Origin of the sequence: Chryseobacterium aahli (assembly GCF_022699665.1) — a bacterium.
In the GTDB taxonomy this organism is placed as follows: Bacteria; Bacteroidota; Bacteroidia; order Flavobacteriales; family Weeksellaceae; genus Chryseobacterium; species Chryseobacterium aahli.
In genome coordinates, this window is the sequence record NZ_JALDNB010000002.1 from 241,129 (window position 1) to 255,489 (window position 14,361).

At 32.8% G+C, this 14,361-nt stretch carries 17 protein-coding genes; 12 read left to right on the top strand and 5 right to left on the bottom strand.

What is annotated here, in order from left to right:
• Window positions 1–38 precede the first annotated feature (38 nt).
• Both MQX03_RS03420 and MQX03_RS03425 read left to right on the top strand, forming a co-directional pair.
• A complete protein-coding gene (locus tag MQX03_RS03420; protein WP_242801522.1) occupies window positions 39–377 on the top strand; it encodes a hypothetical protein in 339 nt (112 codons plus the stop codon).
• A 62-nt stretch (window positions 378–439) separates the two neighbouring features.
• Window positions 440–1,087: a hypothetical protein gene (locus MQX03_RS03425; RefSeq protein WP_242801524.1), complete on the top strand. Its 648-nt coding sequence runs from the start codon at window positions 440–442 to the stop codon at window positions 1,085–1,087.
• Between the two features lie 62 nt (window positions 1,088–1,149).
• Here the strand turns inward: MQX03_RS03425 and frr are convergent, their stop codons facing one another.
• Window positions 1,150–1,704 carry a ribosome recycling factor gene (gene frr, locus MQX03_RS03430; RefSeq protein WP_242801525.1) on the bottom strand — a complete coding sequence of 185 codons (555 nt, stop codon included), beginning with the start codon at window positions 1,702–1,704 and terminating at the stop codon, window positions 1,150–1,152.
• 108 nt (window positions 1,705–1,812) lie between these two features.
• Window positions 1,813–2,520 carry a UMP kinase gene (gene pyrH, locus MQX03_RS03435; protein WP_242801527.1) on the bottom strand — a complete coding sequence of 236 codons (708 nt, stop codon included), beginning with the start codon at window positions 2,518–2,520 and terminating at the stop codon, window positions 1,813–1,815.
• A 165-nt stretch (window positions 2,521–2,685) separates the two neighbouring features.
• Here pyrH and porQ point away from each other — a divergent pair, with 165 nt between their 5' ends.
• The 5 genes from porQ (at window position 2,686) to MQX03_RS03460 (ending at window position 5,757) form a co-directional block, all read left to right on the top strand.
• Window positions 2,686–3,678, top strand: a complete 993-nt coding sequence (gene porQ, locus MQX03_RS03440) for a type IX secretion system protein PorQ (protein WP_129537164.1) — start codon at window positions 2,686–2,688, stop codon at window positions 3,676–3,678.
• An 80-nt stretch (window positions 3,679–3,758) separates the two neighbouring features.
• On the top strand, window positions 3,759–4,430 hold the full coding sequence (cmk, locus tag MQX03_RS03445) for a (d)CMP kinase (protein WP_242801529.1): 672 nt from the start codon (window positions 3,759–3,761) through the stop codon (window positions 4,428–4,430).
• Window positions 4,431–4,521: 91 nt separating this feature from the next.
• Window positions 4,522–4,872, top strand: a complete 351-nt coding sequence (locus MQX03_RS03450; RefSeq protein WP_229984982.1) for a YtxH domain-containing protein — start codon at window positions 4,522–4,524, stop codon at window positions 4,870–4,872.
• 76 nt (window positions 4,873–4,948) lie between these two features.
• On the top strand, window positions 4,949–5,257 hold the full coding sequence (locus MQX03_RS03455) for a phage holin family protein (RefSeq protein ID WP_242801531.1): 309 nt from the start codon (window positions 4,949–4,951) through the stop codon (window positions 5,255–5,257).
• A 2-nt stretch (window positions 5,258–5,259) separates the two neighbouring features.
• Window positions 5,260–5,757, top strand: a complete 498-nt coding sequence (locus MQX03_RS03460; protein WP_242801533.1) for a phosphoribosyl-ATP pyrophosphatase — start codon at window positions 5,260–5,262, stop codon at window positions 5,755–5,757.
• A 76-nt stretch (window positions 5,758–5,833) separates the two neighbouring features.
• On the opposite strand, the gene MQX03_RS03465 is transcribed toward MQX03_RS03460, so the two are convergent.
• Window positions 5,834–6,559, bottom strand: a complete 726-nt coding sequence (locus tag MQX03_RS03465; protein ID WP_242801535.1) for a TrmH family RNA methyltransferase — start codon at window positions 6,557–6,559, stop codon at window positions 5,834–5,836.
• On the opposite strand from MQX03_RS03465, the gene tamL reads away from it, so the two are divergent.
• A complete protein-coding gene (tamL, locus tag MQX03_RS03470; RefSeq protein WP_242801537.1) occupies window positions 6,545–9,142 on the top strand; it encodes a translocation and assembly module lipoprotein TamL in 2,598 nt (865 codons plus the stop codon). The two genes, MQX03_RS03465 and tamL, sit on opposite strands and share 15 nt — an antisense overlap.
• Here tamL and MQX03_RS03475 read toward each other — a convergent pair.
• Both MQX03_RS03475 and MQX03_RS03480 read right to left on the bottom strand, forming a co-directional pair.
• Complete coding sequence (locus MQX03_RS03475) at window positions 9,139–9,708, bottom strand: SanA/YdcF family protein (protein ID WP_394801726.1); 570 nt, start codon at window positions 9,706–9,708, stop codon at window positions 9,139–9,141. The genes tamL and MQX03_RS03475 overlap by 4 nt on opposite strands.
• Window positions 9,709–9,752: 44 nt before the next feature.
• Entirely contained in the window at window positions 9,753–10,877 is a 1,125-nt protein-coding gene (locus MQX03_RS03480; protein ID WP_242801541.1) for a flavin reductase family protein, read from the bottom strand.
• Between the two features lie 118 nt (window positions 10,878–10,995).
• Here MQX03_RS03480 and MQX03_RS03485 point away from each other — a divergent pair, with 118 nt between their 5' ends.
• The 4 genes from MQX03_RS03485 (at window position 10,996) to MQX03_RS03500 (ending at window position 14,315) form a co-directional block, all read left to right on the top strand.
• On the top strand, window positions 10,996–11,550 hold the full coding sequence (locus tag MQX03_RS03485; protein WP_242801544.1) for a TlpA family protein disulfide reductase: 555 nt from the start codon (window positions 10,996–10,998) through the stop codon (window positions 11,548–11,550).
• A gap of 24 nt (window positions 11,551–11,574) precedes the next feature.
• Window positions 11,575–12,546, top strand: a complete 972-nt coding sequence (locus tag MQX03_RS03490) for a FecCD family ABC transporter permease (protein WP_242801547.1) — start codon at window positions 11,575–11,577, stop codon at window positions 12,544–12,546.
• Between the two features lie 227 nt (window positions 12,547–12,773).
• Window positions 12,774–13,697: an ABC transporter ATP-binding protein gene (locus MQX03_RS03495; protein ID WP_242801549.1), complete on the top strand. Its 924-nt coding sequence runs from the start codon at window positions 12,774–12,776 to the stop codon at window positions 13,695–13,697.
• 168 nt (window positions 13,698–13,865) lie between these two features.
• Window positions 13,866–14,315 (top strand): MarR family winged helix-turn-helix transcriptional regulator, encoded by a 450-nt coding sequence (locus MQX03_RS03500; protein WP_129537312.1) that lies wholly within the window; start codon window positions 13,866–13,868, stop codon window positions 14,313–14,315.
• Window positions 14,316–14,361 lie beyond the last annotated feature (46 nt).

The following is a 14,361-nucleotide window of genomic DNA, read 5'->3' on the forward strand; positions in this document are numbered from 1 at the left end:
TTTCATTACCTTTAATTAAATCATTTAATTCTTTTCAAATGAAAAAATTATTATTCATCTTATTAGTCAGTACGAGCGTTTTCACCTTTGCTCAGCAAAATGATAAAGAAGCTTACATCAAAAAAGAAAGTATTGGTGGAAAGCTTGATTTTACTAAAAGAATTGAAGAGAAATACCGCAACGAAACGTCAATTTCATTTGGTAAAGAGCATTTCATGAAAAAAGATTATGCTGTGTTACTTTGGGCTGCTAATGTGAGAGCATTAGGAATTGAATCTTTTAACCAAGCCACGAAAATTTGGGAAGAAACTTATAAACGCAGTTTGACCGAGCCTGAAACAAAAGCTTTGAAAACAGGGTTTGAAGCTAAATTTTAGAGATAATATTTATAACTGCACATTTTTTGTTTGAGATACCATCAAATCTCAAAATCATTACAATGAAAAAAGTACTTCTGATTTCCGGCATACTTCTGATTGTTTCGTGCAAAAAAGAAAATGAACAGAAAACTGTTGGAAATTCTAATCCATCAGACAGTTTAAACTTAAAATCAAATGTTGATTCTTTAAATTTAAAAAATGATTTAACTTCGATTGATGGTATAAAAAAAGAATACAATCTCCTGAACTCAAAATTACTTGCAAAGAAATTAGATTCTGTAGGTTTTAAATATGAGTGTGAAGAAAGATCAGGATATGTGGTTTATTATTCCGAAAAGGGAACTTTAAAAGTCATTAAACATTTCACAGCTGACAGTCATTTTTCTTCCACTGAAAATTATTTCGTTAATGATAATCAACCGTTTTTTGTATTTAAAGATGATACCGTTTGGAGTTTTGACGGCGGCACACCCGAAAAACCTGAAACGAAGGATGATGTCACCCAACAACGAATGTATTTTTCAGACAATAAAATCATTCAGTGTTTAGAAAAAAAGTTTACCATAAAATCAAGCACTGCGACAAAACCGAATCCTGAAAATATTCCCAACACAGAAAGTAAAAATTGTGCGGCAAGAGATGTTCAGGAAACTTTCGCTCTACTTCTCAAAAATAAAGATAAAAAAGGCAGCATCAAATGTCTGTAAAACAAAAAAAAGTGGTTTCGAAATATTTCGAAGCCACTTTTTGTATAATTAAAAACTGAAAGTTATACTTTCATAATTTCAGCTTCTTTTGTCTTAAGATGGTCATCACAAAGCTTCACATGCTTGTCTGTAAGTACCTGAATTTCGTCTTCAGTACTTTTTACAGCATCTTCAGAAATACCTTCCAGTTTCTTTAGTTCTTTGATACCGTTTTGTCTTGCATTTCTTACAACGATTTTCGTATCTTCAGTTTCTCCTTTAGCCTGTTTAGCCAATTCTCTTCTTCTGTCCTCCGTCAATGGCGGAACATTTAGAATGATATTTTCGCCGTTATTAGATGGCGCAAAACCTAAATTTGAATTGATAATTGCTTTTTCTATCGCTCCGATCGCAGTTCTATCCCAAGGTTGAATTGAGATGGTCATCGCATCGGGAATAGAAACGTTAGCAACCTGATTAAGAGGAGTCGGAGCACCATAATATTCTACCATCACATCCTGAACCATATTCGTAGATGCACGTCCCGCTCTGATTCTTTGAAATGCATGATCCAAGTGCTTGATAGCCGCTTCCATATCATGTTTTACAGATTCTACGATAAGATCTAATTCTTCCATTATATATAAAAAATTTGAATAGTTACACATCAATAAATATGAGCAATAAGTAATAATTAATTTTGACTAAATAATCCTTTTTACTTTTGCCTTTTATCTTTTTACTTCTTAAATATTAACTAAAGTTCCTACATTTTCTCCTTCTACAATCTTCACCAAATTACCATCTTTATTCATATCAAATACAATGATAGGTAATTTATTTTCGTGACTTAAGGTGAATGCAGTCATATCCATCACTTTAAGATTTTTTTCGAATACTTCGTCGAAAGATAATGAATTGTATTTTACAGCATTTTCGTTTGTCTCCGGATCGCTGTCGTAGATTCCGTCTACTCTTGTTCCCTTTAAGATAACGTCTGCACCGATTTCGATAGCTCTTAATGTTGCAGCAGTATCAGTTGTGAAATAAGGGTTTCCTGTTCCCGCTCCGAAGATTACGACTCTACCCTTTTCAAGATGTCTTACCGCTCTTCTTTTGATGAAAGGTTCAGCTACTTTGTCCATTTCGATGGCAGATTGCAATCTTGTTTTGATTCCTGCGTCTTCCAGAGCGCCTTGTAATGCCATCCCGTTGATTACGGTTGCAAGCATTCCCATATAATCACCTTGTACTCTGTCCATTCCAGCTGCAGCTCCTGCAACACCACGGAAAATATTTCCTCCTCCAATTACGATAGCAATTTCGCAGCCTAAGTCAACTACCTTTTTTATTTCCTGAGCATACTCCATCAGTCTTTCGGGATCGATACCGTACTGTCTGTTCCCCATCAATGCTTCACCACTCAGTTTTAGAAGGATTCTTTTATATTTCATCTTTAAATTTATAATAGTTTTTGAGAATTAATTTCGTTAAAAATTAACTTTGCAAATATAATCAATATAAATATTGAAAAAAGAAAAATATTTAATACTAAATAATGAAGTAAATATTTTGATAAGTACGAAAAAGGATTATTTTTGCATTAATTAATTACTGATTTGAAGAAAGTTCTAATTTTTTCACTATTTCTTTCGGGAATTGTTTCATTTGCTCAAACTGGAACAAATGTATATCCGTTTCTGAATATTCCGGTTTCCGCAAGACAGGCTGCTTTAGGTGGTGACGCAATTACAACGAGAGATCACGATGTCTCTTTTGCCATTGCTAATCCTGCTTTGCTGAATAAAGAATCTGACAAACAATTATCTGTAAATGCCACGGCATATCTCGCAGACTCAAAATACGGAACCATTGCGTACGCCAGAGATCTTGATAACGGTCACATGGTAACGGTAAATGCTCGTTATATGAGCTACGGAAATATCCCAAGAACGGATGACAGCGGTTTTGAAATGGGAGAATTCTCAGCTTCAGATGTTGCTGTGGGCGGTGGATATGCTTACCAATTTGAAGAAGACTGGACGATTGGTGGTGGATTAAATTTTATTACTTCAAAAATCGATACCTACACTTCTTCTGCATTGGCAGGAACTTTGGGAGTTACCTATCATCCAAAACGAACTAAAGAAGTAGTTTCTGTAGTTATAAGAAACTTCGGATATCAGTTTAAATCATTCAATGGCGAAAGAGAAAACCTTCCTTTCAGAATAGATTTAGGATATACTAAAATATTAAAAGCATTTCCTTTAGCAATTACCATTACGGCTCACGATTTACAACAATTTGATATTTCTTCAGAATTCAATGTAAACGGCCAGGAAGTAAATGCCGGACGAAAAATTGCCGATCACTTCTCTTTAGGCGCGGAGCTTTTTCCAGAAAAAAGTTTTAATTTCAGATTGGGATATAACGTAAGAAGAGGAAATGAATTGGCAGTTGCCGATCAAAGAAACTTCTCAGGACTTTCTGCCGGTTTCGGACTCAAAGTTTCAAAATTCCGTATCGATTATGCACATGTGAGATATCATAATTCTTCTAACGTTAATCAAATCGGAATTTCTGTAGATCTTAGCGGTCATCAAGGAGAATAATATAAGATGATTTCTTGTTTTTTGTAAGATAAAATCTTAGATTTTCTTGCACTTTCAGATTTTTTTTTGAAATTTGTAGTATGAAAAAACCAGTGATAGCAATTGACGGATTCTCATCTACAGGGAAAAGTTCTATTTCAAAAATTATTGCCGAAAAATTAGGGATTGTACATCTCGACACTGGTGCTCTATATCGTGGAATTACTTGGTTTGCATTACAAAACTGTCTGAGTGAAGACCAAACAATCAATCTTCAGCAGCTTTTTGATTCTTTTTCATTAATTGAACTTGAATTTAAAAATGATAATGGTGAATTGGTTTTATTTTTAAATCATATCAATATTTCAAAAGAAATTCGTTCAAACGAAGTTTCAGATAATGTAAGTCTTATCGCCAAACAAAAAGAAGTTAGAGATTTTCTTTTACAGTCTCAGCGCAATTTGGCAGAAAAAGGCGGAATTATAATGGATGGCAGAGATATTGGCACAGTAGTACTGCCAAACGCCGATTTTAAATTTTTTCTGACTGCTAGTATTGAAGAAAGAACCAGAAGAAGATATCAGGAATTACTGAGTTTAGGAATAGATGCTGACGAACATCAAGTGAAAGAAAACCTTATTGCAAGAGATAAAATCGACAGTGAGCGAGAAATTGCACCTCTAAAGCAGGCAGATGATGCAATTGTCATAGATAACACGATGCTTACTAAGAAAGAGACAATAGAAAGTATACTGACACATTTAAAAAATTAACAATTTTTATAGGTTAAAAACACTATTTGGTATATTAATTGTAACATTTGATACATAAAATATTTATTAACATAATTAAAAAAAACAAGGAATGTCTAGAAAAGAAAACAATACAGCAGGTATTTTAGCAGGATTATTGGCAGGTGCTGCAGCAGGTGTAATCTTAGGAATGTTATATGCTCCGGAAGAAGGTAAAGAAACCAGAAAAAAGATTAAAAACAAAGCGAACGACCTCAAGGAAGAAGCTAAAAATAAATACGGAGAAGTTTCTGAAAAAGTAAAAGATCAGTATGGAAACATCTCTTCTACTTTCAAAGAAACAGCAAGCAGCGTAGCACATACTGTAAAAGATGGTTACGACAAATATAAAGATCAGATTGTTTCTAAAACTACTGATATTGTAAAAGATGTTGAAACAGGTTTGAATGATCTAAAAGGATAATTCATCTTAATTTAAATAATAAAAGGAACTTTGACCAAATTAAAGTTCCTTTTTTTGTAACTTTTAAAAAAAAACAATGATTGAAACTGTAAAAGAATATGCATCAAAGCGAATAGATTTGCTAAAAATTCAGGCGACAGAAAAGTCGTCAATTTCGGCAGGAGTAATTGCTTACTTAGTTATTTTATTAGTTGCTTTTGCTTTTTTTATTATCCTTTTTAATTTTGGATTGGCATTTTTTATCGGTAAAGCGTTGAACAATACTTCATATGGATTCTTAATTGTTGCTGCATTTTATTTGCTTATCACAATTTTAGTTGTTATCTTTAAAAAGCGCATCGTAAACGTTGTAGCCGATAAAGTAATAGAATTTTTAAATCACTAATTATGAGCAGAAATTATAGTAGCTTAGAAGAACTTAGAAGAAAGAAAAAGCTTTTAAAAAGTGAAGTTGAGGATTTAGAAGGATTGCTGACTTTCAAAAATACCAAAGAAAGCTTAAGTGCATTCACCAATGGTTTAACTGATCAATATCTGAAAGAAAAGATAGATGAAGATGGTGAAGAGACCACAGTTCTCAGAAAAGATGTAATCGCAAAACAGCTGACCTCAGAAGTAAAGGATTTATTCTTAAACAGAAATACCGCAATGGGAATTGCCGGAAGTGCCTTCAAAGGTGATGCAATGGACACTGTTGTCAAACTTGCAGTGACAGCTTTTGTTGCCAATTACGCCAAGAAAAATATGAGAAGCTCAAATTGGAAAAAGAAAGTATTAGGCGCAGCATTAATTTATGTAGCACCAATGGCTTTGAAGTTTCTTAGAACAAAGTTAGAGGCTTATCAAAAAACAAAAAGTGTATCCAGTATGGAGCAACTTATATAATTTTAAGGAGTTAGATGTTGGAATCTAAAATTTAGTTTAATATATAAACTGTGTTTTAAAATCTAATTTCTAACTTCTATTTTGAATACAATTGGCCTAAAATAATTCCTGCTGCCATAGAAACGTTCAGACTTTCTGTAGACTGAGATTTTCCAAATCTTGGAATTGATATTTTTTTGTGAAGTAATTTTTCGGTTTCTTCACGCATTCCCTTTCCTTCGTTTCCTAAAATTAAATTTATTTTCTCTGGTTTTTCAAAAGTGTAGATGTTTTCTCCATCCATATCTGTCCCTATGTTTGTATTTTTAGTTTCAGATAAATAATCAACTAAATTACAATAAACGATATTCACTCTTGTAAAAGATCCCATACTTGCCTGAATAACCTTTGGATTGTAGAAATCTACGGTATCTTCACTGCAGATAATCTGCTCGATTCCGAACCAATCTGCAAGACGAATAATTGTTCCTGAATTTCCGGGATCCTGAATTCCGTCTAACACCAACTGAATATTTTGATCATTTAATTTAGACTCTTCATTCAACTCACAAACTGCCACAGAATCTTTAGGATTTTGTAGGAAACTAATCTTTTTCAATTCATTTTCAGTGATTTGATGTATAATGGTATCCTTAAAATTTAAATTTTGAGGATTTGTAGAAAATATTTCTTTAATTTTAAAGTTAGAATTGGGAAGTTCGGAAATGATTTTATTCCCTTCAACCAAAAACAAATTGTATTTTTGCCTGAACTTCTTTTTATCTAAAGACTGTAAAACTTTTATTGTATGAGCTGTAAGCATTTTAAGAATTCTCCTCAAAAATATTATAAAATTCTATCATTTGCAACTGTTGTTGGTGTCCTTTATGCTTGTAGTACCACAAAAAAAGTACCTGAAGGTGAATTTCTATTGACAAAAAACAACTTTCAATTTGAAGATAAGAAAGAATTTTTTGATGAAGAACTGAAGAATTACGTTCAGCAAAAACCTAATAAGAAAGAATTGCTTTTCATGCCACTTGGGCTTTTGTTGCACAATGCTGCAAATCCTAAGTATGATACATTATTCAGTGAATATTTGACCTACCCTAGTGAAATGAGAGATCAAAAGCTAAGGGATTCACTATTCGTGAAATACAATATGCCTGAAAGCGTTGGGAAAAGTTTATTGTGGGACAGGATTTTACACAATTTCGGAACACCACCGGTAATTCTTGATCAGACAAGAACAGACAAAAGCGCAGAGTCTATTAAAAAAAGAATGACCTACCGTGGTTATTGGGATTCTGAGGTTAAATTTAAACACGAATTAGATTCAACTTCCAAAAAAGCAGCGGTAACATATTTTTTAACGCATAACAGCCCAACTAATATTAAAGAATATTACTATAATATTCCTGATGCCGGCGTTAAAAGTCTTTATCAGCAAAACATGAACGAAACACTTATCAAGTCAAAAAAAGTACTTGATCAGACAGTTCTTGAAAAAGAGGTTGCAAGAATTAATGATATCATGCGAAGAAGCGGTTATTATAAATTTAATAATGGCAATGACGAAGTCTATTTTGTAGCTGACTCATTAAAAGACAGAAAAAATGTACCATTAACGCTTGAAATTCATAAAGATTCTGCAGATTCGCCATATAAACGTGCTACATTTGGAAATATAGATGTTGCCATCATTGATGAGCCAAGTGATTTTGGCAGAAAAACGGTGAAAGACAGTCTGCGAAGAATCAGATTTCATAAAATGAATGATAATTACAAAACCAATTCTATCTGGAGAGCAATTATTGTTGATAATAAATCAGTTTATAATCAAAATCAACTTGATTTAACGAAAAGAAATCTTCTTGCAATGAATAATTTTAGCATTCTGAAAGCTAAAGATTCTTTAAGACAAGGTGGCGCTATAAAGCCAAATGACAGCATCATTGATGTTTTGTATTTGCTAAAACCACTTCCAAAATATGAACTTAAATTAGGTACAGATTTAAATTATTCTCAATTTTTGAATTGGGGATTATCTCCTTCAGTCGATCTTACTACTAGAAATGTGTTCCGAGGTGCAGAAAACCTTTCTACAAGCCTATCTGGTACTTTCGGACGTGTTGTGAACCCACGGGATTTAGATAACAGGATTTGGGCTTATGAACTATCAGCTCAGGCCTCTCTAAGTTTTCCTCGTTTGTTACTGCCTTTTAATTACTATAAATTGATTCCTAAAAGATATACACCAACATCATCAATTGTTTTGGGAGCATCGGTGCAGAATAATATAGGATTAGGCAGGGTTAACTTTAATACAGGTTTAAATTATTTTGCTAACGTTAATGATCAGTCATCACACAGATTGACTTTATTTAATACACTTTTCAGTTTAACAAAAAATAAAGATAGTTACTACGATTTCTTCGTAAATGATGATGCAGTAAGAAGGACTGTTTTTGATGATTACTTTGCATTTAATCCTCAACTAAAACAACAATTTGACGCAGGTGTATTAACGAGAGACCAGGTTTCGGAACAAATCATTACAGATGACAATTACATAGCAACATTAGATCAAAAAAAGGCTGATGATGTGGTGGCATTCTTAGGAACGCTTGTCAATAAAGACAGACAGACACAGGACGTAATTATCTCATCATTTATTTATAATTTTATCTATAACGAAATCGGAAAAAAAGATTATCCAAACGCATTCTATTTTAATGGGAAAATGGAAGTTGCAGGTAATATTCCGAGTATATTCAATCAAAAAAGAAAAGATGATGGTGGCGTTTTGAGAAGTCCGGAACGTACAATTTTCGGAATTCCTTATGCACAGTTTGTGAAATTTGATTTTGATGTAAGAAAATATTTTAAATTTAACGGAAACCAAACTTTGGTTCTTCGCCAATTTATCGGATTAGGAATTCCATATGGAAACTCTTCTTCAATGCCTTTTGTACGATCTTATTTTAATGGTGGTGCTAATGATATTCGTGCTTGGGTAGCTTTTGGAGGTTTAGGTCCCGGAGGTTCTCAGGTTGACGAAAGAGTGAGAACTTATTTAATGGGTAATGTGAAATTGACAACCAATTTAGAATATAGAATTCCGCTTAATGACATGTATGAAGGTGCAATTTTCACAGACATCGGAAACGTTTGGAATACAGAAAACAATGGTTTTGATGATCAGTTTAAATTTAATAAATTCATCAGAGAAATGGGTGTCGGCAGCGGAGTTGGTTTAAGAGTAAATGTAGCGTATATCACTTTAAGATTAGATTTGGCCTATAAAATTTATGACCCGAACAAACCTGATGGCGAAAGGTGGAGATTCAATCAATTTCAGCCTTTGAAACCTACACTGAATATCGCATTTGGATATCCTTTTTAATCCGCAGAAATTCCCAATACAAAATAAACTACAGCAATCACTCTGGCGAGAATCTCTCTGGATTGGTTTCTGTAGAAACTTTCGGGTTTGTTGACATCTTGCGCATCAAATCCTAGCGCATTCATGTTATTATTTCTTGCAAAAAACAATGCCCGAAGATTATGAAAACCTTGTGAAACGATAATGACGTTTTTCTTTCCGTAAACATCTTTACAGCGTAAAATACTTTTATAAGTGTTAAAACCTTCCGGATCTTCAATAATGATATCTTCCGGAACACCTTCTTGGTAAATCAAATAATTTTTCATTGCAGCCGGCTCGTTGTAACCTTTGCTTTTTTCCCCGCTCACAATGATTTTTTTTATTTTTCCGTGATGATAAAGCAATGCTGCAGCATCCATTCTTTTAGTAAAATAAGGATTAGAAAGCCCCGAACGCATCCTGGGAGAAGTTCCTAAAACCAAAGCAATTTCTCTCGGCGGAATTTTTGAAATCTTATTGTAAGTTCTTCCGTTGGTAATCCCAAAAACCCAGACATTACAAAGACATATCAAGAGAAACCCCAATTCTATTGATGAAAAAATAAATTTAAATATGTTTCGGATAATTCTCAACTAAAGTCAAAGTTAAGCTTTATTTTCTTAGTTTTTGCAATCGACATGCAAGCTAAAATTTTACCCTGAGCCTCTTCTTTTTCGGTAAGATATTCGTTTTCTAAAAGCTCAACTTCTCCTTCTTCCAAAGTACATTCACAGCTTCCGCAAATTCCCGATTTACAGGAATAAGGAACATTGAATTTTTGAATTAAAAGTTGTTGCAGAATTTTTTCTTTATTATTTGGAAGTTCAGTCTGATAATTTTCCCCAAACATTTTAAAGTCTATCTGTACATTTTCAATCAACGGAAACTCTTTTTCTACAGGATAAATATCATCATTAAACTCTTCAAATAATTCAAAATGAATATTCTTCTTCGGAATTCCGTGATGATAACACGCATTTGCCAGAGTTTTGATCATCTCCCCCTTTCCACAAATCAAAACTTCATCTACTGCATCCCAAATCGTAGATTCTTCATCGGTGTCATCTAAGTGAAGGATTTGATTGATAATCAAATTTAATTTCTTGGCATCTAATCTCCCGTAGAAAAATTGTTCAGCAGTTTTTTCCTGAGAATAAAAAAAGAAAATCTGAAGCCTCTCACCATATTTATGAGCAAGATTATCTAAAAGATCACGATAAATAAGTTCCTCAGAGCTTTTATTTCCAAGGAACAAAAAAAGCCTCGTCCTCGGTTCGTTGTAAAGAATGTTTTTAAAATGACTGATAATCGGAGTAATCCCTATTCCTGCAGCAAAACCCACAATAGTACGGAATTCACTAGGTTTTGAAACAATGGTAAATCTACCATTGGGCTCACTTACAAGTAACTCATCACCAGCTTGATAGTTTTTATAAAGTTGTGCGGTTGCACCATTTTTAGAATTGACTTTAATTCCTAAAGATATTTTCTCCTCGTACGGCGCCGAAGTCATCGAATAATCATTGATAACTTCTTTTCCATCAGCATTGAATTTTACACTTACAAACTGTCCCGCCTCAAACTTAAAATTCTCTTTAAGATTCTCAGGAATTTCAAGCTCCAACGAAAAAGTATTTTTGGTCAGGTCTTCCTTTTTAGCTATTTTTAGGCCGTGAAACTGCGTCAGTTTTCCTTTATAGATTTGTTGTTCCATACTTCATTTCAAAAATAAATAAAAAATAATTATCAAACAGAACTTACCGCAATTTTATTACCAACAAAACCAATGAGAAGTACCCATCGTATATTTCATTTAATAATAAAATCTACTTATGAAAAAGATAATTTTATCCACACTTTTGGCTGTTACTCTTTTTAGCTGTAAAAAGGAAAGCCCGAAAAGTGAAGAAAATTTGGTGTCAACAGATTCTACATCAACTTCTAAAACGACAGAAGCTCCAAAAATTGATTTTAAAGAAATTTCTCAAAAAGAATTAGTACAAAATTTAGCAAAAAAGAATGATACTCTTTACGTTACTAATTTTTTTGCCACTTGGTGTGGACCTTGTATGATGGAAATTCCTCATTTTAAGAAAAAAATTGAAGAATTAAAAAACAAACCTGTAAAATTTACTTTTGTAGATATTCTTGATAAAGCAGCCTGGAAAGATAAAGTTCCAGCCTTTGCGAAAGAGCATGGACTAGAGAACCACATTGTGTTGGTAGATGAATCTAAATTTGATGATACCTTTTTTACTAATTTTGAAAAATGGAAAGGAAACGGAATTCCTTTTACTTACTTTAGAAAAGGTAATAAAACAGAAGAATTTGAGGGATCAATGTCTGAAGAAATGTTGAATGAAAAGATCAATTCATTTTCAAAATAAATATACAGAATTACGCCTCAAGTAATGTCGAAAAAATTCAGAATCTTGTGTTTAGTTTTATGTATCGCAATTGTATTGGCTGCGATCATTAATCTAAATACAGGATTTTTAAACTTAAATCTTCATGATTTTCTCTATAATTCTGAAAACGGACAAATTGCTGAGATCAGAATTAATCGTGTTTTGGTCATGCTTTTGGCAGGGATTTCGATTCCGACATCCGGTTTTCTGATGCAGGAATACTTTCAAAATCCGCTCGCAGGTCCAGATATTTTAGGAATTACATCGATTGCAAGTTTATCCGTAGCATTTTACATCTTCTTTTCTCACAGCATTTTACTGCCTGAATTTTTACAGAACAGCTTTTTAAGTCTATCCGCAATTGTTGGAAGTTTGCTTTTGATGCTCGTTCTGCTATCAATGTCGAACAAATTTCAGGACAAATCATACTTGATCATTTTCGGATTTTTGGTTTCGGCGTTTGCAGGAGCAATCGTTTCTCTTTTGCAGTTTTACGCTGAAAATCAAAGTCTGAAAAACTATATTTTGTGGTCTTTCGGAGCGAATAATATGGTTTCGAGAAATCAGATTATCGTACTGACGATTTTAGTGGGGATTGGATTATTTTTTTGTTTTAAAACCATCAAACCTTTAATAGGAAATTCTTTAGGAAGTTCTTATGCACAAAGTTTAGGAGTTAATTTAAATCATTTAAAAATATTGATCATTGTAACTTCTTCACTCTTATCTGCTTCTATCACAGCTTTTTTAGGGCCTATTTTATTTATAGGAATTATTGTCCCTCACTTCTGCAGATTGATTTACAACCCGTCAAAACTTTGGCAGCAATGGATTTTGAATATGTTTTTGGGAATGCTCATTATGTTGATATTTTCAATTACCGCTGAAAAAACTCAGATTCCATTGAATGTAATCAGTTCTCTGTTTGGAATTCCTGTGATTTTGTTGATGCTTTTGAAGCAGAATAAGGTTTAAACTAAATTGTGAAGTCATTTATTAATTTTAAATCTCTCGCAGATTTTGCAGATAAAGCAGATATTTGAGAATGTTTTTTTAATTTAAATGATTAAAAATAATCATCTCTGTTTGTCATTCCGGAGGAATCTAAGCTAAATTTGTAAAGATGCTTTCAGCTTGACAAACATTAATATTTAAATCAAAAAGAAAAATCTGTGAACATTTGCAGAAATTAAAGCTCAGACATGCACCTACAAATCAAACAAGCCAACATAGGCTACGACAAAACTTTAATTTCAAATGCCAATGCATCTTTGAATTTAGGTGACGTCTGCCTTTTGATAGGAAATAATGGTGTCGGAAAAACAACTTTAATTAAATCAATTCTTCATCAAAACTCTTTATTAGGAGGAGAAATTTTAATTGATAATAAAAATGTAAAAAAACTTTCGGTAAAAGAGATTGCAGAGAATATTGCAGTCGTGTTTTCTAAATCGGTCATTCCGCAAAATCATACGGTTGAAGATCTTATTTCGCTCGGAAAATATATTTACTATCCTTTCTATTTTGAATTAAAACAAGAAGACAAAGAAGAAGTTAAGGAGATTATTCACGAATTAGATTTAACTCAATATAAAAATACGCTCCTCAGAAACCTTTCAGACGGAAACCTTCAGAAAGCATTTATAGGAAGAGCTTTGACACAAAACTCCCCGATAATTATTCTTGATGAACCAACAACTCATCTGGATGAAAAGAATAAATTAATCATCCTTAAAACGCTTCGAAAATTAACCAAACAGCAAAATAAACTCATTTTGTTTTCCTCTCACGATTGGAGACTGGCAAAGGAATTTGCTGATAAAATGTGGTATATTAAAGATAATCATTTATACTCAGGAATTGTGGAAGATGTTTTGTTGCAGCATGATGAACTCACGAATGCATCACTGTTTCAGGTGAATGAAAATTTTGTAGCGCCTTCCATAGAATCTCCGCAGATTCAGAAAGAAATGTTGTATTCTTTGCTTCAAAAAAATTTCCAAAAAGATTTGTCATCTTTCGATTTTAGATATAACGAATCAGTTTGGGAGATTTCATTTGCTAATAAACAGCACCAATGTGAATCCTTCGAAGAAATAGTTAAATTAATCTCAAAGCTTCATTAAATCAGCATTTTAATTATTTATTTCACATACTATGCATGCATAGTATTATGCTAATCATACATTTTAATTACCTGATAATCATATTTTTAATAAATTTTAACATTCAATAATACTATGCATGCATAATATTTGCTACATTTGATAAAACCGATTAGCAAAAAAAATATGATGGATAATAATAAAGAAAAAACAGAAAATGTTGACCTCATTCTAAAGCAGACTTGGTTAGCAGTTTCGAAAATGTACACCGAGCTTGCACAAGAACATGATTCTACCGCAGTTCAGGCTCTTACCTTATTGAAAATTGATCCGAAAGAAGGTACAAGAAGCACCAATTTGGGACCCAAAATGGCAATTGAACCCACTTCTCTCACAAGAATCATCAAACTCCTTGAGGATAACGGATATATTTATAAAGAAAAAACCACTACCGATAAGCGTGAAGTGATCATTAAGCTTACTGATAAAGGTTTAAGTTCAAGAAATATGTCTAAGGAAGTTGTTGTGAATTTCAACAAAAAAGTGATGGAAAAAATTGCTCCCGAAAAGTTGGAAACTTTCAAAGAAGTCATGACAGAAATTATGAAAATAGCTTCTGATTTAAACAACAGAAAATAACTTTCTCCTTTTGAGGAAAGTTTATAAAGATTTATAATAAAACCCG